This is a genomic window from Streptomyces sp. PA03-1a, assembly GCF_033792805.1.
Classification (GTDB): Bacteria; Actinomycetota; Actinomycetes; order Streptomycetales; family Streptomycetaceae; genus Actinacidiphila.
Genome location: NZ_JARAVO010000024.1, coordinates 7901 through 27369, shown reverse-complemented (window position 1 = coordinate 27369; position 19469 = coordinate 7901). Strand labels below are relative to the sequence as shown.

The following is a 19469-nucleotide window of genomic DNA, read 5'->3' as shown; positions in this document are numbered from 1 at the left end:
CGTGGGTACACGGTGCGGCCGAAGGCCGACCTGAACGGGAAGCAGGTCTCAGCCTCGCGGGCAGCGTGGATCATGGAGCACGGCGACCCGGGCGGCGAGTGGGTCCTGCATACCTGCCACCGCGGAGAAGAGGGCTGCGTCAACCTTCGACACCTCTATCTGGGGAGTCCGGCGCGCAACAGTCGCGACATGAGCGAGGCTGGGCGTACCGCGAAGCCGGGAGCGAAAGTGACCCGGGAGCAGGCGGAGGAGATCCGCAAGCGATACGCCAAGGGCAACAGGTGGCGCCCCGGTAATCGCCTCGCCCTTTCCAAGGAGTTCGGCGTTAGCGAGAAGACGGTACGGCGGATCGCGCGCGGCGAGGCCTGGGGATAGCGGTAGGACGGGGCGGCGGCCCTGGGGCTTACCCTGGGGCCGCCGCTGGTTTTGGGCCGGGCCGACTACCCGTGTGGGGAGGTCCGGCCATGGCCGTTGTGGGGTGTGGCAGCCATCAGGTGAGAGTGGTCGACCGGGGCGGCGGCATCGTCGCCACCGGGTCCGTGCTGACCGAGGTGGAATGGTCCAGGGTGCTCGATGACACCTCGACGGCTCGGGTGGTGATCAATCCGGATGGGGACTGTTGCGGGCCGTTGGGCAACGTGCGCTCGTGGAGGCACCGCCTGGTGATCTATCGGGACGACCGGTACGTGTGGGACGGCCCGATCACCAACGTGGACTGGGGCGTCGACAGCGTCGAGATCTTCGCTGAAGACGTGCTGTCTTGGCTGGCCAACCGGGTCGTTCACCAGAACCTCAGCTTCAAGAACACCGACCTCAACACCATCGCCGCGGAGCTCATCGCGGACGGCTTCTTCCCGGACGACCCTGGCCATGACGTGGAGGTCGTCGCCGCGGCCGGCGTCACCGGCTCCCGCGCGTACACCCGCAACGTCGGCCAGACCCTCGACCACATCAAGGATCTGGCGGAGGCCGGGCTGGACTTCACCGCGATCGGGTCCACGATCCTGCTGCTCCCCGAGACGTGGCGCGAGCGGGTCGGGCGCCTCACGGACGCGGACTTCCCCGACGGGCTCAAGGTCTCCGAGGACGGCAAGGGCCTCGTCACGAGGGTCGTCGTCGCGGGTCAGGAGCAGACCGCGGCGGACGGCACGGTGACGGACACCGTCATCGGCGAGGCCGGCGGCGTGGATGACTACTACGGGTTGCACGAGCGGTACGTGTCCCAGAGCAGCATCACCGACACCGCGTCGGCGACGGCGGCGGCCCAGGCCATCCAGCGATCCGGGCTGACCGTGCCGGTGTTCGTCGACACCCAAGAGGTCACGATTAGCCCGGACACCGCGCTCGACGTCAGCTCGCTGGTGCCCGGCTGGTGCCTGGACGTCACGAGCACCGCGACGTGCCGGACCGTCGCCCAGCGTCTCAAGATTGTCGGGCTCAAGGTCACCGAGTCCGGCGGCTCCGAGACCGCGCCTGGCGGGGAGAGCGTGCAAGTGCAGGTAGCGGCGAGTGGGGCGGAGGCGGCCTGATGGCGATGAGGGGAACGCCCGCGCGGCGGGCGGTGGTCGTGGGTGGCCCGCTGGTCGGGGTGGTGCGTGAGCTGGACCGGCGCTCACGGTCCACGACCAGGTTCAGCACCCGCGTGGCCGTGCCTGTCCCTGCGGCGGACCGCGAGCCCCCGCCCGGACCCGTCGCCCCACCCGCGCCGTCTGGTCCGGCCTTGCCCCCGCCGAGGGCCGCAGCGGCGGTCCTGGAGACCGAGGGCGACGGCCGGGCACGCTGGCAGTTCCCGGCCCCGTTCGACGCGCCCCCGGTGGTGGGGGCGCTCCTGGCGGCGCCCGGCGGGCAACTCCTCACCGTGACCCTGGAGGAGGTCACCGCGGAGCGCGCGGTCGTGGTCGTGTGGCAGCGGCGAGGGACGAAGCAGCTGCCGGCGGACGCGGGCCTGTCCGTGCACCTGACTGCGACCCCAGCCACCGGCTAGGGCTACCGATTGGCGCGGTAGACCGCGGCCTCGTCGGCTCCCTGCTCTCCTGCCCATACGAGGATCCGGGCGGAGTAGTCGCGCGCTCCGGTGTGCGCGAGGTACGCCGCGGCGGCGGCCTCGACCCATGACGGCGGTATGTCGTCTTCGCCCTCGTCCCATGGCTGCCATCCGGGGCCGGGCGGGCCGTCGAGGACGTCGATCCGCCACACGTAGCGCGCGCGGGGCCCGCTCGTCTCTTCCACGCTGCTCCTTGGGTGTCGGCGGGCTACCCTGCTCGGTGCTGCTGGTTTTGGGCCGGGCTCACTTCACTCCCAAGGGGTGAGCTTTGGCGAGCGTATGCGTGTGCGAAGAGTATTTCGTGGTCAACGGGGACGGGGAGTTGTGCCTCGTCCCCGGCCAGCAGGGGTTGCGGCAGGTCCTCATCTACACCGAGCCCGGAATGTACTCCTTCACGAAGGCCTCATACCCGTGGGCGGCCCGCGTGCGGGTGCTGGTCCAGGGCGCGGGCGGCGGCTCGGCCGGCGCGAACGCCGCGGCGAACCAATGCATCGTCAGGCCTGGTGGCGCGGGCGGCGGGTACGCGGAGGCCCTGGTCGCCGTCGGCTCCCTCGGGGCGTCGGAGACCATCGTCGTCGGGGCGGGCGGCCTGGCGGGCACGGGCAACTCCCCGGGCGGCGCGGGCGGGAACTCCTCCTTCGGCGGCATCGCCATCGCCTCCGGGGGCGACGGCGGCACGGCGGCGCAGAGTTCGGGCACCAGTGCGGACGCGGTCAGCGGTGTCGCCGGCCCGTTCGGCGGGACCGGGCAACTGATCTCCGGCGGCGGCGCAGGCGCAGGCGGCATCCGCCTGTCCGGCACCAACGGCCTGTCCGGCGCCGGCGGCGAGTCGAGGATGGGGCACGGCGGGTTCGCCCGCGCATCGGACGGCGTGGGCACCGCACCCCGCGGCTACGGCGGAGGCGCCGGCGGCTCCCTCTCGTACGGGGGCGCACAGGCCGGAGCGGACGGCGGTAAGGGAGCGGTGATCATCGAACTCCACGGCTGATGTCCGGACAAGATCCGGACGCCCGTCCAGGACAGTGTCCGGACGATGTCCGCGCAGGTCACGGCCGTGTCCTCGTGACCGCGCGGACAGGCCAAGGACAGGGCGTCCGGACACATCCAGGCGTGTCCGGACACCGTCGCTAGACTCGTCGTGCTGCTGGTTCTGGGCCGGGCGAGCAACCCCCGATGTGGGAGGCCCCTATGGCTCGCTGCGGCTGCGGCGGAGGCGCGTGCAACTGCTCGATCGCCGCCGGCCCCGGTGTCACGATCGACGGTTCCGGCAGCGTCGCGAACCCGTACATCATCAGCTCCGATGGCGGCACCGACTGCACCGCCGTGCGCGGCTGCATCTCGGCCGGGAACGGCATCACCTACAACCCCGCCACCGGCGTGATCGCCGCCCTGATCTCACCGGCCGCCGGCAACAACCTCCAGGTGGGCCCGGCAGGCCTGTACGTGCCGACTGGCGCGGCCACCATCACCACCGGCTGCGGCCTCACCGGCAACGGCAGCGGAGCCAGCCCGGCCCGGGTGAACGCCCTCACCTGGCCGTACGCCTGCGCGGCCGAGACCGCCGGCGGCGTGGTCTCCTGCGACGCCAACGGCAATCTCAGGTGCGAGCCGCGCGCGCAACTGACGTTCGTCTCCTTCACCGAGTCCCGCGACTATGCGAACCTCGCGGTGCCCGCCGGGTTGGATGTCGTGGCCGACACGTTCACGACGAACTTCACCAACCCCGACACCTGCCGCCCGGCGATGCTCATCGTGGAGCGGGAGTGTGACGTCGACTTCAACCTCCCCGCCGGGGCGGGTGCCGCGTACGGCCAGGACACGGACGAGGTGTACTACGTCCGCAACTCCGGCACCTCGGCGATCACGGACGCCCACGCCCAGACCACGAAGGTGTTCCTTCACACGAGCAGCGTCGCGCCGGGCGCGTCCGTGGCCGTCAACTTCCCCGTGACCCTTGGCAGGGGCAGCGGATCGGCTACCTACAACCGCATCCAGGTCTTCATCCGCGGCCTGATGATCAGCCGCTAGCCGTAAACTCCAATCGCCGCTGGTTGTGGGCCGGGCGCAACACCCCCCAAAGGGAGTGCCCCCCATGTCTTCCTGCGGTTGCAGCAGCAGGCGATGCGCCTGCACCGTCACCGCCGGCCCGGGCGTGACCGTCACGGGTAACGGCAGCACCTCAGCCCCCTACGTGGTCGCCGCCGGCCCGTCCACGACCGTCCTCCAGGCCGCCGACACCCCCTCGGTCGACGCCACGGTGTCTGGCACCGGCACCATGGCCGACCCGTACGTCATGAGCGCCGCGGTGGTCCTCGACGCGGCCCCGCCCGGCGGCGGCACGAACCTCCTCCAGAGCGGCCCCGACGGGCTGTTCGTCGAGTGCGCCGGCGTCCGTACGTGCCTCACCGCGACCGGCGGCGTCGCCTACGACCCCCTGTCGGGGGAGTTCACCGCGGACCTGTCCGGGGACGCCGGCAACGTCCTGACCCTGGGCGGGGACGGCGGCCTGTACGCACCCGGCGCGGACCCGACGGTCGTCCAGGCCGCGGACTCCTCGTCCGTGGACGTCACCGTGTCGGGCACCGGCGCGGCCGGGGACCCGTACCTCGTCGGCGCCGTGGTGGTCCCGGACGCCGCGCCGCCTGGTGGTGGGGCGAACCTGCTGCACGTGGGCCCGGACGGGGTCTATGTGGAGTGCGCCGACGTGCGCGGCTGCTTCTCCGGTGAGGACGGCGTCGCCTACGACCCCGCGACCGGGGTGATCACCGCGGACCTGTCGGCGGACGCGGGCAACTCTTTGACCCTCGGCGGGGACGGCGGCCTGTACGCACCCGGCGCGGACCCGACGGTCGTCCAGGCCGCGGACTCCTCGTCCGTGGACGTCACCGTGTCGGGCACCGGCGCGGCCGGGGACCCGTACCTCGTCGGCGCCGTGGTGGTCCCGGACGCCGCGCCGCCTGGTGGTGGGGCGAACCTGCTGCACGTGGGCCCGGACGGGGTCTATGTGGAGTGCGCCGACGTGCGCGGCTGCTTCTCCGGTGAGGACGGCGTCGCCTACGACCCCGCGACCGGGGTGATCACCGCGGACCTGTCGGCGGACGCGGGCAACTCCTTGACCCTGGGAGGGGACGGCGGGCTCTACGCCCCCACGGGCGGCGGAGGCGGTGGAACGATCGTCGAGGCCGCCGACTCCTCGTCGGTCGACGTCACCGTGTCCGGCACCGGCACCGCCGGCGACCCCTACCAGGTGGGCGCCGTGGTCATCGCGGACCCGGCGCCGCCTGGTGGTGGGGCGAACCTGCTGCACGTGGGCCCGGACGGGGTCTATGTGGAGTGCGCCGATGTCCGCGGCTGCTTCTCCGGTGAGGACGGCGTCGCCTACGACCCCGCGACCGGGGTGATCACCGCGGACCTGTCGGCGGACGCGGGCAACACCTTGACCCTGGGCGGGGACGGCGGCCTGTACGCCCCGCCGGCCCCGGAGCCCACCGTCCAGACCGCGTGCGGCCTCACCGGCGACGGCTCCGCCGGCGACCCCCTGGCGGCCGCCACCGCAGCCTGGCCGTACCCGTGCAGCGTCGACACCCTCGGCGGCGTCGTCGCCTGTGACAGCAACGGCGTCTTGCGCGGCGAGCCCCGCGCGCAGGTCTCGTTCTTCTCCTTCACCGAGCAGCGGAACTATGCGGACCTCGCCGTCCCGGCCGGGTTCGACAACGTGGTCGACACGTTCTCGACGACCTTCACGAACCCCGACACCTGCCGGCCCGCGCTCCTCATGGTCGAGCGGGAGTTGGACGTCGACTTCAACCTCCCGGCCACCGCGGGCGCCGCGTACGGCCAGGACACGGACGAGATGTACTACACCCGGAACACCGGGACGACGCAGATCAACGATGCCCACGTGCAGACCACGAAGGTTTTCCTGCACACCACGAATGTCCCGCCGGGCGGAAGCGCCACCGTCAATTTCCCCGTCACCCTCGGCCGGGGCTCAGGAGGCGCCACCTACAACCGCATTCAGGTTTTTCTTCGCGGCCTGATGATCAGCCACTAACGGGAGAGAGCAATGACGTTCCCCATTCCCACAGACGAGCCCGAGGCCGAGCGGGTCACCTACTGGATCCTGTACGAGGACGGGTCAGCCGGCCGCGTGCAGTCGACCACCGGGGAGGAGCCCGTCCTCACCAAGCCCGGCCGCCTGGTCGACGAGGCCGAATACAACGAGGTGTTCGAGGCCCTGCGGGCGGCGAACGAGGCGCACCTCGCGCAGCTCCAGGCCGAGGACGAGCAGCGCACCCGCGAGGACTACGAGGCGCTGCGCGCGGCCGGCGTCCCGGAGGCCACCGCCCGCCGGATGTCCGGCTACACGGGGCCGGAGCTGGAGGAGGAGGCGGTCGCCCCAGCGGCGACGGCCAAGGGCAAGAAGTAGCCGGCGGCTACACTGCGGGGGCCGCTGGTTGTGGGCCGGGCCAAGATCTCTCCGCGTTGGAGGACCCTTGGCCACGCGCGCGCAGTCCACGCAAGGCGTGCAGGTCTGCTCTCTCAAGGTGGACACCCCGCAGCTCATCCCGCCGGGGACCACGTACCGCATCGTCCGCTTCCCGTTCGGGGCCGCCGAGCCGTCCGACCGGTTCGGCATGCACCAGGCCGTGCAGCCTGACGGCTACGTGGTCACCGACTACGCCACGGACGACAGGTCCGGCCTCATCTGGCCGTCCAAATCCGGATGGGGCCACCTGTACGCCCTCCTCCAGTGGGAGGCGGCGAGCGCCACCGGCGGGTACAGCGAACTCCGCGATCAGTACGTGCGCGATCCGCTCAGCCTCGGCTCGCCGACGCCGAATGACACCACGGCAACAGATCACCGTGCCCCGTCCATTGGGCAGAACTTTTTCACCAAGTCGCACGGAATCTTTGTGTCGCCGGATACGCCTCTCGCTGTTCGCGTCACGCATAACGACGCCAATCCCCGCCTGTTGAATATCGCGGAATTCAAACTCGTTATTCACGAAGCCGCCTGAGGTAAACCCATGTCTGAAACGCAGCGGCCGTCAGTCGGCCGAGTCGTCCACTACGTCAGCCACGGAACGCCGATCCGCGAGGACGGCACCCGCGCGTTCCCGCCCACCTGCCGGGCCGCGACCGTCACCGAGGTCGACGACGCCGTCCCGGACCGCGTCGGCCTGGCCGTCCACAACCCGACGGGGACCTTCTTCCACCCCCTGTCCGCCGGCGGCTGCCGCCACCTGGCGGTCGACGAGCAGCCGCCCACGGGCGGCACCTGGCACTGGCCAGAGCGTGTGTGATGCAGTTCGTAGAGCGTGAAGCATGGGGCGCGCCGGCGACGTCGCCGGCCGACTACCTCGCCGGCACCCGCGGCGTGAAGATCCACTGGCTCGGGGCGCCGTACACCAGCCGCACGCACAGCCTGTGCGACGACATGGTGCGCGCCGTTCGCGCGGAGCACCTGGCCAACGTCAAAGAGAACTACGTCGACATCGCCTACACGGCCCTGGTGTGCGAGCACGGGACGGTGTTCGAGGGGCGCGGCACGCACAAGCGGCCCGGCGCCAACGGCAACGCGACGCTCAACGGCCAGGACTACGCCGTGTGCGCGCTCCTGGGCAGCAAGGGCATGACCGTGCCCACGGACGCCATGCTGACCGGGCTGGTGGACGCGATCGAGTGGCTGCGCCGCAGCGGCGACGCCGGCACGTGGGTGGGCGGCCACAAGGACGGCTATCCCACGGAGTGCCCCGGGGACGCCCTGTACGCGTGGGTGAAGCGCGGCGCGCCCCGCCCCGAGGGCGCGGTCATCCCGGCGCCGCCGGCGAACTCCTACACCGTGCGGGAACTGGACACGCTGTCCGCGATCGCCCGCCGGCTCGACGTCCGGTGGCAGGACCTCGCCACGGTCAACGGCCTGCGCCCGCCCTACACGATCCACCCCCGGCAGATCCTCCGCCTGCCGCCGAGCACGGCGGTCCTCGAGGTCCCGCCGTTCCCCGGAGCGGCCGCGTTCCACATCGGCGCCCGGCACCCCGCGGTCGTGGAGTTGGACGCCTGCCTCATCGCCAAGGGGTGGACCAAGCACCACGACGGCAACGGCTACCAGAAGGGGCCGCTGTTCACCGAGTACACCCGGCTCAACGTCGCGGATTTCCAGCGCAGCGAGGCGGAGCTCCGCAGCGACCCCGACGGCTACCCCGGTCCGCTGACCTGGAAGCTCCTCCACTCCTGAAAGGCCCTGCCCATGCCCCGTCACGCCCGTATCGAGACGAAGGTGACCGCGGCCAGTGCCGGCGCCTACCTGGCGTCGACCGGCCTCCTCGGCGTGCTGGCCGCGGTCCAGGACCAGGCCCGCCTCCTGGACCCGCTGCCCGACCGGCTGTCGCCGTTCGTCCTCGCCCTCGTCCCGACGCTCATCACCTTCGCGGTCGGCTGGAAGGCCCGGCACACGCCCCGCCTCGGGCCACACCGGTGATCCCCGACGCGACTGGCATCCCGGCCCTGGACGCCGTCCTCGTGTGGGGCGGTGCCCTCGTCGCTCTCGGGGCGATCGTCACCGGCCTGTGGCGCGGCACCGCGGCCGTCGTCCGGTTCTTCCGGAGGGTGACCCAGTTCATTGACGACTACTTCGGCGAGGAGGCCCGGCCCGGAGTGCCGGCGCGGCCGGGCCTGATGGAGCGCATGGGCGGCATGGAGGAACGGCTCGGCGCGGTCTATCACGAGGTGTTCCCCAACGACGGCGGCTCGTTGCGGGACGCGGTCGACCAGGCGAACCGCCGCCTGCGCCTGATGTGCCCGGACTGCGACCACGACCAGGCAGGAGGTGATGAGGGGTGAGCAGCAACACGACCTTGACCCTGGTCATCCTCGGTGCTGTCACCGGCGGCACAGTCGTCGCCCTGGCCGGTATCCGGGCCGTGGTGGAGATCGTCCGCGTCCGCGCCGAGCAGGACCGCAGGTGATACCCGGCCCCGCGAGCGCGCGGGACCCCAGGGCCGAACGCCCGCCCCATGACTCCGGGGCGGGCGTTCTCTCGCATCTGCCGCCGCCACCCGCACCACTGACGGGGGTTGATTTTCACCGATTCACGCCCACGCCCGTTACAGCTCACCACACACTGGACGCGGCTCCGCCGTTTCTCCCCCTCCACGGCGGAGCCACTGGGGTCCCCGGAGTCAGCGTGAGGATGGTCCGTGCGGGTGGATGACTGGCATCTCACCGAGGACGTCGACGACTTCCTCACCGGGGCCCGGGACTTCCTGTACTCGCGTCCTGCCCTCCACACGCTGGTGCTGACGGTGACGGAGGCCCTGCGCGCACGCGGGCCGGGACCGTCCGGCGGGGAGGCGCCCCTCTTCGGCCTCTTGGAGTACGGGGGCGAGGTGCGCGCGGCCCTCTTTCGCACCCCGCCCCGCCGTCTCAACGTGACCCCGCTCAGTCCCGAGCATGCGGAGCTGCTCGCCGCCCGGCTCTCCGGCCTCGGCCGCCCGGTCCCCGGCGTCACCGCGGTCGACGACACCGCCGCCGCTTTCGCGGAGGCCTGGGGGCGGCGCACCGGTGCAGCCTCGACGGTGCGCGACCGGCGACGTCTATACCGCCTCGGCACTCTCACCCCACCCACGCCGTTCCCGGAGGGCAGTGGCCGGGTCGCCGGCGAAGAGGACCGGGAGCAGCTCGCCCGCTGGAACGACGACTTCGCCGCCGCTATCGGCGAGGCTCCCGCTGGCCCCTCCGCCGGGAAGGGTGGCAGCGGCAGGCGCTTCATGTTCTGGGAGCTCCCGGACGGCACCCCGGTATCAATGGCGGGTGTGACACCGATGGTGGCGGGCCAGATGCGAGTGGGCCCCGTCTACACCCCGGATCACCTGCGCGGCCGCGGATACGCGGGTGCGGTGACAGCCGAGGTGAGCCGAGCCGCGCAGGCCGCCGGCGCCGCGGAGGTCGTGCTCTTCACGGACCTGGCCAACCCCACCAGCAACGGCGTCTATCAACGGATCGGGTACGTCCCGGTGACTGACTTCACAGCGGTCGACTTCGCCTGATCCGCGCAGAGCGCCCGCCTCCGCCGTCGGGGCGGGCGCTCCGGGTGCGCCTGGCCCACTCCGTGCCGGGCGGTGGCATCGTGCAGGACGGGTGATCAGTCCGTGTGCGCAGACTGCACCGTCATACAGCCTGCGCCCACTGAGACCGGACAGCCCGGTGATCTGGGACAACCAACGGTGCACACGGGCGATTTGACGACCTATGTCATCATCTGGGGCCCTAACGTCCGCCGATCGCTCCGGAAAACCTCATGAGGCGACCTGCATCGGTAGCGGGCGTGAACGACAATGCCGGCCGCAGTGGGGAAAGTTAGTGAGGGTTCGCTTCAAGCGTGCACAGCGCCCAGTATTGGGCGGGCAATGTTTGTTTGCTGCCTGTCAAGGCTGAGCGTAATCTGAGATTGGCCGCAACATTGCGGAACGCGACACTTATGTTGCCGCGCGAACCATCAGGTGTACGCATCAACTTTCTGACGCAGTCGGCCGCATCTGGCATCGATGACACTTCAACTACTGCCGGTCGCAGGTGCGGTGCAGGGAAACTCTGGCGTCAATAGCGGATTGACGCCTTCACCAATTTGGGAAATCTTCCGGTCTTGAAAGTTGGGATCGAGGAAGATTACCCCTCTGGAGGTCATCATGCGAGCTCGCCGGGCAATCGTATCCGCGGTGGCAGCACTCGCACTCACGGGAAGCGTGCCCGCTGCATCCGCAAGCACGATGGGGCCTGCCGGGGATACCCCCCGCCTCGCCCCAACGCTGGGAGTCAGCGGCGCCACACTTTACGGGGTTCGGGAGCACCATAGCGGCGACCTATGGGATATGAAGGTCGACCTCGACGTGACCTTCACCGCGTTCGACAGTAGTAGCGCGAACGGTTTCTCGTTCGAAGATTGGTGCGACATTTGGGAAGAGGACGACAGTGACGACGATCTCGTCACGCGAGGCACTCATCACAACATTGCCCCTCGAAACGCAGGCTTCACGATATCGTTTACGAATATCGCAAGTGACAAGCTAGATACCGAGCTAGGAGGTGAGGAGGTCTACGCCAGGTGCTTCGTGAGGAACAAAGAGACCGGCACGCAGCCTGCCAGTTATAGTTCGGTGATTCAGCTCTCACCGGGCTGACGGCGAGCAGCAGGAGTGCGGCCGTGGTGTTGCGGCATGGATCCCCTTGTGGAGTGAGTCGGGGGCATCATGCGCCGTTGTGGGAGAGAGGCCCCGCCGCACGGGGGTAACGGCAGGGCCTCGCCTTCGAGTGTGCCACCCATCCGCCGCCCGCGTCTCAGTGCCGACCGTGCGCTCCCTGTTCGCCACCAGGGCGAACTTTGCCCGGCTGCTCAGCACTCCACCGCAGGTCGCCGCACAGGAGCCCGCATTTCTCGCCCTCACCGGGACGTGCTTCGCCCGGTAAGGTGCCGCTTTGTCCGAATCCCAGGCTTCTCGGGCCCGGCGCCGCCCCGCCCGACGTGGAACCCCGGGCGGGGCGTACGGATCACCCCAACATTCGCAAATCCGACCCGCGGGCCCGGCTGAGTTCCGAAGGCCGAACGGTCACGCAGCCTTCACCACCTGAGCCCGCGTCACCTCGGCCCACTGCCCCAACAGCCGCTGGTACTCCAGGGTCCGCCGCTCGCCGGCGGGCTCGTCCATCAGGCGCCGAATCAGCTCGTTCACGTCGACCGCGCGCAGGCGTGACGAAGGACCAGGGCGAAGGGGGGTGGACATACCGCCACCATACGGGGCGGCACTGACGCCACCCTCAATCCCGCCGACCCGTCAACAGCCCCAAACTGTCCCTCTTATGAGGTGGGCCCCGTGGCCGTACGCTGGCGGGAGGAGCCAACGCCGACCAAAGGGGGCGCCCGTGGACATCTCCGACGAGCTGAGCGTGGGCGAGCGCATCCGGCTGTTGCGGGAGTCCCGCGGCCTGTCTCGCCCCGTCCTGGCCGGCTTGTGCGGACGCGGCCCGGACTGGCTGAAGAAGATCGAATCCGGCGAGCGTGAGCTGAGGTCCCACACGCTGCTGATGCGCCTGGCCGCCGCGCTCCAGGTCACGGACCTGTCCGCCATCACCGGCGGCGGCGCCGACGTCGTCCAGCCCGTACCCCTCGGCAGGCTCAACCACCCCGGGCTCCCCGGGATCTGGGGCGCGGTCATGAACCGCTCCCTGACCCCGGCCCCCGCCGGCGGACTGGCACCCCTGGACACGGGCGCGCTGCAAGGTCGGGTCGACCAGACGTGGCGGCTGTGGCACTCGTCGGACCACAACCGCACCGAGGTGGGGGCGCTGTTGCCCGACCTCATCCGCGACGCCGAGGCCGCCGTCCGGGCTCTGGACGGCACTGACCGCAGGACCGCCCTCGTCGCCCTGTCCGACACCTACCGCCTCACCGGCCAGGCCACCGCGTACATCGCGCCGTCCGAACTTGCGTGGGTCGTTGCGGACCGGGCCATGGCCGCGGCACAGGAGGCCGACCAGCCCGCCGCCATAGCGGCAGCCGCCTGGAACCTGGGCAACATCCTGCGCGAGACCAGCTACGCCGAGGAGGCGTTGCGCGTGGTCATCGAGGCGGCGGACCTGATCCGCCCCCACCTGGAGACCGCCCCGGAGGACTGGCGCGGCATCTACGGCGCGCTCCAGCTCCACGCCGCCGTCACCCACGCCCGCGAGGGCAACGAGGGCGACGCCTGGCGGTACTGGGACAAGGGGAACCAGGTCGCCAAGTCCCTCCCGGCCGCGTACGTCCACCCGTCGACCGTGTTCGGCCGCGCGAACGTGGACTTCCACGAGGTCTCAGTGGCGACCGACCTGCGCAAGGCACAGAAGGCGTTGGGTCTGGCGGACGACATCGACCCCGACGTGATGCCGTCGCGGGAGCGCCGGGCCCGGCTGTGGGTGGAGGTCGCCCGCGGCCACCTCCAGCGCGGCGACCGCACGGCCGCCCTCCACGTCATGAAGCTGGCCCACTCCATCGGCGCCGAGACCGTCGCGTACACCCCGTCAGCCCGCGTCGTCGCGGCCGACTTGTGGCGCAAGGCCCCTCGCGCCCTGCGGCCCGAGGCCGGCCGCCTCGCGGAAGCGGTCGGAATCAACACCGCCTGACCACCAGCAACACCCGTGCCCCTGGACGACGTCCGGGGGCACAGTGCTGCCCCCGACCCGACGACCCGTCAGCAAGGGGGACCCCCTGTGTACGTGGGACAGTCTGTCCCCCTTGCCCCCTTGGCGACCTCATACGGTGACGCTCCCGGTACGTAGCGTCTACACCTCGGGGGTCCCTGTGCTTCGCCCTGCCACCTGGCACGCCTCGCCGCGGCGAGCAGCCGACCCGGTCAGCGACCCGGGCACCGGCGAGATCCGCGTCCCGCTGTCGCTGTTCTCGGTCGACGAGCACCAGGGCGACGTGGACCTCGTGCTGTCGCGCGTCGAGGGCGAGGGACTGCTGAGCACGCTCCGCGCTGCACTGGCCGCGTCCGCTGAGGCCGTGTTCCGGGGGCCGGAGGTCGTACGGTGACCGGCGGCGTCGTCACCGGACAGGACCGGCGGACCGCGGTAGGGCACTGGCTCCAGGCTGCCGCCCTCAACCCGCAGCAGGCCCGCGAGGAGTGGGCAGAGCGCGGGTTCACCCTCCTGGAGTGCGGGACGCTGTTCTCCGCCGTCCGCATCCCGGCCGACCTCGTGCACGCCGCCGCCGAGACCTGCGACCCGCACGCCGTCAGCTCCTTCCTGCGGGACGTCCTCGGCGGCGGCCCGGTCATCGTCGACCCGGTCAGTCAGCGGTACTACGCGCTGGTGCCTGCCAGCACTTCCCGGCGGTGGAACGTCGCCGACACCCTGTGCCTGGGCCGCGCCTCATGCCTGGGCGTGCCGAGCCCTGAGTGCACCGAGCACCGTCCGGGCCGCTCCCGCTGGGCGGTACCGATGGACTCCCCGGGCGACCTGTGCGTGCCCGGCGAGGTGGCGCTCCTGGTGAAGTGCGGACGCGCCATGCGGGCGGAGGCGGCCCGGTGACCACGACCGCCTACGCCTCCGGGCTGGTGTCCGCCGCCGGATACCGCCACATCCACGGGTGGACCACGCCGGCCGCTGCCCGCGCCCGTGCGGCCGAGCTCGTCGCCGCGCACCGGGCCGAGGCCCACGAGATCGGGCGGAACCCGCACCTGACTGAGGAGTGGGCGCAGGCCATCGTCAGCGCCCCGCGGCTGGTGGCCGCCGTCCAAGGGGTCATCGGCCCTGACGTCGCAGTCGAGAACACGTTCCTCGTCATCAAGTGGCCCGGCCGGGACTTCGAGGTGCCGTGGCACCAGGACGGCATCAACAACCGGCTGGAGCTGGACCCCTACCGGTCAGTGGCCGCGTGGGTCGCGCTGACCGACGCCGACGAGGCAACCGGCTGCCTGCACGTCGTGCCCGAGTCCCAGCGCGCCGGATACCTGCCGTACGAGACCGAGGCGGCCAGCGGCGCCCGGCGCGGGCGCGCCCTGGGCGTCCAGGTCGACGAGTCCGTGACCCAGGTCACCGTGCCGGTACGGGCCGGGAGCGGGGTCCTGATGGACACCCGGCTGCTGCACTGCTCGCACTCCAACACCGGGACCGGCGCCCGCGTCGGCCTGAACATTCGCTACGTCGCGCCCGGCGGCTGCCACATGCGCGACGGATCAAGCCCCAGCCTGGCCCCGATCTGCGGCACGGGCTGGTAACCCCCCCCACCGAAGGAAGGAGCACCACCTTGTCCACGATCACCCAACAGTTCCTGGACCAGAACGCGCCCACCCGGGTCCGCGTGCTGACCGGCGAGGACAACGACGTCGAGCGTCGCGCCGGGAAGAAGCCGCTGTTCCGCAGCGAGTGCACCTACTACTGCCCGGACGAGGTCACGGCCCGCCGGTGCATCGAGGCTCTGGCCGAGTCCGACAAGCGGCTGCGGGAGCGCCCGGAGGAGCTGATGCTCTGGGACTGGCAGTCCACGTACTTCGAGGCCGAGCAGGACAACCCCAACGGCGGCGGCACCGTGATCCTCGGCGTCGCCTGGTACGACGCGGAGTTCTTCGAGGACCGCCGAGAGGCGTGGTTCGGCGCGATGCACCAGCGGATCTACCAGGGGCTCGGGATCCCGCTGGACGACATCGAGGTCACCCACTGGAGCCTCGTCGCCTGAGCGGCTGACGGGCTGACGCAGGGGTGAGCGGCCGGGTCCGCCGCGGCCTCCCTTGGGGGGAGGAGGTGCGGGCCCGGCCTTCCGCATTGTGGAGGGGAGGAACCGGATGAGGGGGCGTCAGCCCTGCGACATCTCGCGCTCGGGCTGCGGCACGCGCAGGCCCTCGTCGCGCGTCCACCACCACGCGGCTGCCGCGCCGACGCCGGCGACGGCCACGGTGCCCAGGCCGCCGGCGAGGAACCCGGCCGCGGGGGAGCCCGCCGCGACCGCGGGGACGACCAGCATCGACGCTGTCCCGGCGGTGCGGATCACCGTGAGGTCCAGCGACATCAGGCGGCGCCGCGGGCCGGCCGGGAACCCCGCGAGGTGCGTTTGCAGGGTGACGCCGCAGAACGGGGCCACGAACCCCGACGCGGCGGCGACGGCCAGCAGCACCGGCAGGTTCGAGGCGAGGCCGTTGAGGGCGAGGAGCAGCCCGGCGGCTGCCCACACCGCGCAGTACGCGGCAGGGAGCCGGGCCGGGAGCCGGACGTGCCCGGCGACGAGGTTCCCGACCAGGGCGCCGGCGCCGGTCGTCGCCAGGATCAGCCCGTACGCCCCGGCCCCCGCGCCCATCGTCGCGAGCAGTGCGGGCAGCGCCAGGGCGACGGCCTGGGCGAAGATCGCCGCGCCGTGCACGCCGATCGCTGCGCCGGTCGCCGGGTGCGACTTCACCAGGACGCGCACCCCGAGCGTCTCGGGCGCGGCCGGGCGCTTCCCGGTCGGGGCCGTCCTGTGGGCGCCCCGGCCGAGGCGGGCGAGCACCGCGGCGGAGACGGCGAACGTCGCGGCGTCCAGCCAGAACAGCGCGCTCTGCGGCATCACCGCGAGGAGGACGCCGGCTGTGCCGGGTCCGGCGATGCGGGCGACGCGGCCGGTGAGGTCCATCAGCCCGTACACCGCCTGCACTTCGCTGGGGCGGACCAGGTCGGGGACGAGCGCCCCGAGGTTGGGATCGAACAGCGCCCCCGCGGCGCCGACGGCGACGGCCAGGACGAGCATGCCCGGCAGGCCGAACACGCCCCAGGCGACGGGCAGCAGGGCGACGAGCACGATCCGGGAGGCGTCTACCGCGGCGAGGGCCCGCAGCGACGCGAAGCGGTCCATCAGCCGGCGGCCGACGGTGCCCATCACGATGTACGGCACCGATTCGGCGACCGCGACCAGGCCCATCGCAGCGGCGCCGGACTTCTCCCACGCGAGCCACATGATCGCCATGGCGTACAGGCGGTCACCGAACACCGACAGCGCCTGTGCGCCCCACAGGGCCAAGACGCGGCGGCGGCGCAGCAGTCGGACGTACCCCATGATCACTCCCGCCCAGGAAAGCGCGAAGTCCCGGCCGATGGGCGTGCCGGGACTCCCCACCCTAGGGCACCTCACGAGACGGAAGAGACATGACGACACCACCGATCCCCCTTGAGGCGCGTATCGCAGCAGACGCGACATGCGGCGACGGAACCGTGCTAGAGCCGGTCACCGACCGGCGCGCCTGCGCAGTGTGGAAGGCCACCGGCCCGCTCCGGACCGCCGCGGTGAAGTACGGCGCCGGCGTCGAAGGCACGGTCATCGTGCTCCGCGAGACCACCGCGGTCGCCGGCATCCTCGGCGGCTCCGCGGTGCGGGCACACGGCCGCAGCCCGGGCGGGGCGTGGATGCTCACGGACTGGCACGAGGGCCCGTCGACCAGGCAGCTCCTCGCCGGCGTCCGCGACGGCACCGCCGACCTGGCCGCCGCCCGGGACGCCATGGTCGCCGTGTGCGAGGCGGTGGCCGCCCTCCACGCGGCCGGGTGGGTGCACGGCGACATCCAGCCCGACCACATGGTGCACACCCCCGCCGGCGTGCGGTTCCTGGACTGCTCCTGGGCGTGGCACCCGCTCACCCTCGGCCCGTCCAACCTGTTCCGCGGAGGCCTGCCCCACCTCCTCGCCCCCGAGTTGGCGTGGAAGGTCCACCGCGGTCACCGGCCCGTGGTCGTCACGTCCACGGACGAGGTGTACACACTGGCGGCGAGCCTGTGGTGGGCGATCGCCGACGAGTGGCCGCTCTCCTACGAGGAGGCCGACGTCGACCCGCGCGCCCTGGACGCCGCAGGACTGCGGCACGCGATCGCCGCCCGCGGGATCCCGGTCCGGCCGGCGACGGCGTGGCCTGCCGCCCAGCACGTGCTCAGTCACGTGATGTCCCAGCCTGACTACCGGCGTCCGTCAGCGGCGGACCTGGCGATCCTGCTGGGCACGGCCCTGGTCGACGCACCCGTGGCCGCCACGGTGTGATGGCCGGACATGGGGACGGGCCCGGCAGCGGTGAGGCTGCCGGGCCCGCGCCTCCTGCCCCCGAGAAGTAAGGTGCGACCCATGCTCTTCCGCTGGGAATGACTGCGGCCTGTACTGACGGTGCCGTACGTGCCGACGCTGGGCCCCGTCCATCCCTCGGTGCTGACCGAGGACCTGTTCGCGGACGTGCTCCGCGCGGCCGAGCAGCAGAGGCGGTTCCTGCGGTATGACAAGGACGTGCGCTGGTCGGACGTCAAGGATGAGACCGTGCTCGCCGAGGACATCGCGCACCGGCCGGGGGAGACCCTGGTCCCCACGCTGGTGCGGCGCGGCAAGGGCACCGTGAAGGTCCACGTCTACGGCGTCGAGCCGGACTCCCCGATGGTGGCCGGGGAGCTGGCCGCCCAGTTGTGCGCCCGCCACGACGCGGCCAAGGCCCGCGTGGTGGCCTTCCTCGGCCCGGAGCACGCGGGCTGTGACGGGGCTGGGACGCGCGTGCAGCTCAAGGACTTCACCAGCATGCCGAGCCCCGAACCCGAGCCCGGCACGGTGCTGCCCTTCGACGACTGCCCCGGTCCGGTGCGCGCCGGCTTCACGGCCTTCGCCGCGCAGATGGCCGCCGACGGGTTCGCGTTCCTGCACCGGCAGATGCTCGCCGGAGCCGTGGGCCCGGTCCTCTTCGCCGTCCACGAGGGCCGCGTGGCGGGCGCCATCGGCCCGATGGAGATCCGGCCGGACGCCGTCGGCGCCCGCCAGCTCATGCCCCAGTATTTCGGCGTACTGCCCGAGCACCGCGGCCGTGGCTACGGCCGCGCCCTGTGGCGGGCCGCGATGCACTGGGGCCAGGAGCACGGTGCCGGATACCAACTGCTGCAGACAGAGGTCGGTGGCGCATCCGATCGGCTGTGCCGCAGCGAGGGCTTAACGTCGCTCGGAATCGTCTATTCGAAGTCGATCTAGCGCGGATGATTGGAGTATGGTGTCATTCATCCAATTTGTCGCTTTCCTTGAAAGTGCTAGATTCCTGTGCTCCAGGCGGGGAAATCCGCAGGTCGCCGAGTCTGCTCCCCGCGCCCGCGGGGATGGTCCCTTCCTTGGCGATTCCGCCGAACTCCTTCTTGGCTGCTCCCCGCGCCCGCGGGGATGGTCCCCTGCCCGCCCAGACCCCGACGCCCGAGCAGACCTGCTCCCCGCGCCCGCGGGGATGGTCCCCCTCGTTCACCATCACCAGCTCGGCGATCAGCCTGCTCCCCGCGCCCGCGGGGATGGTCCCGAGCCGTCACCGTTGATCGCGAGCCGGTCGGCTGCTCCCCGCGCCCGCGGGGATGGTCCCCCGAGGGCAGCGCCCACACGTTCACATCGGTGCTGCTCCCCGCGCCCGCGGGGATGGTCCCTCATCACGCGGAATCCGGATGATCGGCAGCACCTGCTCCCCGCGCCCGCGGGGATGGTCCCTGCGGCGGCTGGTGTTCCTGTACGTCACCGGGCTGCTCCCCGCGCCCGCGGGGATGGTCCCGACAAGGTTCGGCCGACGGCTTCGGGGTCCGGCTGCTCCCCGCGCCCGCGGGGATGGTCCCGGCTGATCGCTGGCACCGGAGGCGCGACCGTTCTGCTCCCCGCGCCCGCGGGGATGGTCCCACGGGCATGAGCTGCTCCAGCGACACGGCGCACTGCTCCCCGCGCCCGCGGGGATGGTCCCCTCATCGCCGAGGTCACCGTGCAGCGCATGGACTGCTCCCCGCGCCCGCGGGGATGGTCCCGACCAGGACCCGCAGGCCATGGCCGACATGCTCTGCTCCCCGCGCCCGCGGGGATGGTCCCGACCAGGACCCGCAGGCCATGGCCGACATGCTCTGCTCCCCGCGCCCGCGGGGATGGTCCCGACCAGGAC

General features: G+C 71.7%; 25 protein-coding genes and 1 CRISPR repeat array. Of the genes, 22 read left to right on the top strand and 3 right to left on the bottom strand.

Translation table 11 applies throughout. From position 1 onward, the window contains the following. Nucleotides 1-72 precede the first annotated feature (72 nt). The 3 genes from PV341_RS07785 to PV341_RS07775 all read left to right on the top strand — a co-directional run bounded on the left by PV341_RS07785 (nt 73) and on the right by PV341_RS07775 (nt 1984). Nucleotides 73-375, top strand: coding sequence for a hypothetical protein (locus PV341_RS07785; RefSeq protein WP_500357145.1), 303 nt, complete (start codon nt 73-75; stop codon nt 373-375). 287 nt (nt 376-662) lie between these two features. Beyond that, complete coding sequence (locus tag PV341_RS07780; protein ID WP_500357144.1) at nt 663-1529, top strand: hypothetical protein; 867 nt, start codon at nt 663-665, stop codon at nt 1527-1529. Nucleotides 1530-1720: 191 nt separating this feature from the next. Beyond that, complete coding sequence (locus PV341_RS07775; RefSeq protein WP_500357142.1) at nt 1721-1984, top strand: hypothetical protein; 264 nt, start codon at nt 1721-1723, stop codon at nt 1982-1984. 2 nt (nt 1985-1986) lie between these two features. Here PV341_RS07775 and PV341_RS07770 read toward each other — a convergent pair whose 3' ends face one another. After that, nucleotides 1987-2229 carry a hypothetical protein gene (locus PV341_RS07770; protein ID WP_500357140.1) on the bottom strand — a complete coding sequence of 81 codons (243 nt, stop codon included), beginning with the start codon at nt 2227-2229 and terminating at the stop codon, nt 1987-1989. A 98-nt stretch (nt 2230-2327) separates the two neighbouring features. On the opposite strand from PV341_RS07770, the gene PV341_RS07765 reads away from it, so the two are divergent. The 12 genes from PV341_RS07765 to PV341_RS07710 all read left to right on the top strand — a co-directional run bounded on the left by PV341_RS07765 (nt 2328) and on the right by PV341_RS07710 (nt 11226). Next, nucleotides 2328-3032: a glycine-rich domain-containing protein gene (locus PV341_RS07765; RefSeq protein ID WP_500357139.1), complete on the top strand. Its 705-nt coding sequence runs from the start codon at nt 2328-2330 to the stop codon at nt 3030-3032. Between the two features lie 200 nt (nt 3033-3232). Further along, on the top strand, nt 3233-4072 hold the full coding sequence (locus PV341_RS07760; RefSeq protein ID WP_500357138.1) for a hypothetical protein: 840 nt from the start codon (nt 3233-3235) through the stop codon (nt 4070-4072). Nucleotides 4073-4196: 124 nt separating this feature from the next. Next, a complete protein-coding gene (locus tag PV341_RS07755) occupies nt 4197-6098 on the top strand; it encodes a hypothetical protein (RefSeq protein WP_500357136.1) in 1902 nt (633 codons plus the stop codon). Nucleotides 6099-6110: 12 nt separating this feature from the next. Beyond that, nucleotides 6111-6473: a hypothetical protein gene (locus PV341_RS07750; protein ID WP_500357134.1), complete on the top strand. Its 363-nt coding sequence runs from the start codon at nt 6111-6113 to the stop codon at nt 6471-6473. A gap of 67 nt (nt 6474-6540) precedes the next feature. Next, on the top strand, nt 6541-7065 hold the full coding sequence (locus tag PV341_RS07745; RefSeq protein ID WP_500357132.1) for a hypothetical protein: 525 nt from the start codon (nt 6541-6543) through the stop codon (nt 7063-7065). A 9-nt stretch (nt 7066-7074) separates the two neighbouring features. Then, nucleotides 7075-7350 (top strand): hypothetical protein, encoded by a 276-nt coding sequence (locus PV341_RS07740; RefSeq protein ID WP_500357131.1) that lies wholly within the window; start codon nt 7075-7077, stop codon nt 7348-7350. After that, nucleotides 7350-8285, top strand: a complete 936-nt coding sequence (locus PV341_RS07735) for a peptidoglycan-binding protein (RefSeq protein WP_500357129.1) — start codon at nt 7350-7352, stop codon at nt 8283-8285. Before PV341_RS07740 ends, PV341_RS07735 begins: the two co-directional genes overlap by 1 nt. 12 nt (nt 8286-8297) lie before the next feature. After that, complete coding sequence (locus PV341_RS07730; RefSeq protein WP_500357127.1) at nt 8298-8528, top strand: holin; 231 nt, start codon at nt 8298-8300, stop codon at nt 8526-8528. Then, nucleotides 8525-8890: a hypothetical protein gene (locus tag PV341_RS07725; protein WP_500357126.1), complete on the top strand. Its 366-nt coding sequence runs from the start codon at nt 8525-8527 to the stop codon at nt 8888-8890. The genes PV341_RS07730 and PV341_RS07725 overlap by 4 nt, the downstream gene beginning before the upstream one ends. Next, nucleotides 8887-9015: a hypothetical protein gene (locus tag PV341_RS07720; RefSeq protein WP_500357125.1), complete on the top strand. Its 129-nt coding sequence runs from the start codon at nt 8887-8889 to the stop codon at nt 9013-9015. The genes PV341_RS07725 and PV341_RS07720 overlap by 4 nt, the downstream gene beginning before the upstream one ends. 231 nt (nt 9016-9246) lie before the next feature. Then, complete coding sequence (locus PV341_RS07715; RefSeq protein ID WP_500357123.1) at nt 9247-10095, top strand: GNAT family N-acetyltransferase; 849 nt, start codon at nt 9247-9249, stop codon at nt 10093-10095. Nucleotides 10096-10764: 669 nt separating this feature from the next. Continuing rightward, nucleotides 10765-11226: a hypothetical protein gene (locus tag PV341_RS07710; RefSeq protein ID WP_500357122.1), complete on the top strand. Its 462-nt coding sequence runs from the start codon at nt 10765-10767 to the stop codon at nt 11224-11226. Nucleotides 11227-11652: 426 nt separating this feature from the next. On the opposite strand, the gene PV341_RS07705 is transcribed toward PV341_RS07710, so the two are convergent. Continuing rightward, a complete protein-coding gene (locus PV341_RS07705; protein WP_500357120.1) occupies nt 11653-11826 on the bottom strand; it encodes a hypothetical protein in 174 nt (57 codons plus the stop codon). Nucleotides 11827-11965: 139 nt separating this feature from the next. On the opposite strand from PV341_RS07705, the gene PV341_RS07700 reads away from it, so the two are divergent. The 5 genes from PV341_RS07700 to PV341_RS07680 all read left to right on the top strand — a co-directional run bounded on the left by PV341_RS07700 (nt 11966) and on the right by PV341_RS07680 (nt 15260). Next, nucleotides 11966-13204, top strand: coding sequence for a helix-turn-helix domain-containing protein (locus tag PV341_RS07700; RefSeq protein WP_500357118.1), 1239 nt, complete (start codon nt 11966-11968; stop codon nt 13202-13204). Nucleotides 13205-13382: 178 nt separating this feature from the next. Then, on the top strand, nt 13383-13616 hold the full coding sequence (locus PV341_RS07695) for a hypothetical protein (protein WP_500357116.1): 234 nt from the start codon (nt 13383-13385) through the stop codon (nt 13614-13616). Next, nucleotides 13613-14113 carry a hypothetical protein gene (locus PV341_RS07690; protein ID WP_500357114.1) on the top strand — a complete coding sequence of 167 codons (501 nt, stop codon included), beginning with the start codon at nt 13613-13615 and terminating at the stop codon, nt 14111-14113. Before PV341_RS07695 ends, PV341_RS07690 begins: the two co-directional genes overlap by 4 nt. Continuing rightward, on the top strand, nt 14110-14802 hold the full coding sequence (locus PV341_RS07685; RefSeq protein WP_500357112.1) for a phytanoyl-CoA dioxygenase family protein: 693 nt from the start codon (nt 14110-14112) through the stop codon (nt 14800-14802). Before PV341_RS07690 ends, PV341_RS07685 begins: the two co-directional genes overlap by 4 nt. Before the next feature lie 29 nt (nt 14803-14831). Then, nucleotides 14832-15260: a hypothetical protein gene (locus PV341_RS07680; RefSeq protein WP_500329688.1), complete on the top strand. Its 429-nt coding sequence runs from the start codon at nt 14832-14834 to the stop codon at nt 15258-15260. 117 nt (nt 15261-15377) lie between these two features. On the opposite strand, the gene PV341_RS07675 is transcribed toward PV341_RS07680, so the two are convergent. Beyond that, nucleotides 15378-16607 carry an MFS transporter gene (locus tag PV341_RS07675; RefSeq protein WP_500357110.1) on the bottom strand — a complete coding sequence of 410 codons (1230 nt, stop codon included), beginning with the start codon at nt 16605-16607 and terminating at the stop codon, nt 15378-15380. Between the two features lie 155 nt (nt 16608-16762). On the opposite strand from PV341_RS07675, the gene PV341_RS07670 reads away from it, so the two are divergent. Both PV341_RS07670 and PV341_RS07665 read left to right on the top strand, forming a co-directional pair. Further along, on the top strand, nt 16763-17578 hold the full coding sequence (locus tag PV341_RS07670) for a protein kinase family protein (protein WP_500357108.1): 816 nt from the start codon (nt 16763-16765) through the stop codon (nt 17576-17578). A gap of 129 nt (nt 17579-17707) precedes the next feature. Continuing rightward, nucleotides 17708-18538 (top strand): GNAT family N-acetyltransferase, encoded by an 831-nt coding sequence (locus PV341_RS07665; protein ID WP_500357107.1) that lies wholly within the window; start codon nt 17708-17710, stop codon nt 18536-18538. A 101-nt stretch (nt 18539-18639) separates the two neighbouring features. After that, a CRISPR array of direct repeats spans nt 18640-19460; the repeat unit is 29 nt; unit sequence CTGCTCCCCGCGCCCGCGGGGATGGTCCC. Nucleotides 19461-19469 lie beyond the last annotated feature (9 nt).

Coding starts and splice junctions, on each gene's coding strand:
- PV341_RS07785 (WP_500357145.1), top strand. CDS start 73: ATGGAGCACGGCGACCCGGGCGGCGAGTGGGTCCTGCATACCTGCCAC.
- PV341_RS07760 (WP_500357138.1), top strand. CDS start 3,233: ATGGCTCGCTGCGGCTGCGGCGGAGGCGCGTGCAACTGCTCGATCGCC.
- PV341_RS07750 (WP_500357134.1), top strand. CDS start 6,111: ATGACGTTCCCCATTCCCACAGACGAGCCCGAGGCCGAGCGGGTCACC.
- PV341_RS07740 (WP_500357131.1), top strand. CDS start 7,075: ATGTCTGAAACGCAGCGGCCGTCAGTCGGCCGAGTCGTCCACTACGTC.
- PV341_RS07735 (WP_500357129.1), top strand. CDS start 7,350: ATGCAGTTCGTAGAGCGTGAAGCATGGGGCGCGCCGGCGACGTCGCCG.
- PV341_RS07730 (WP_500357127.1), top strand. CDS start 8,298: ATGCCCCGTCACGCCCGTATCGAGACGAAGGTGACCGCGGCCAGTGCC.
- PV341_RS07705 (WP_500357120.1), bottom strand. CDS start 11,826: ATGTCCACCCCCCTTCGCCCTGGTCCTTCGTCACGCCTGCGCGCGGTC.
- PV341_RS07675 (WP_500357110.1), bottom strand. CDS start 16,607: ATGGGGTACGTCCGACTGCTGCGCCGCCGCCGCGTCTTGGCCCTGTGG.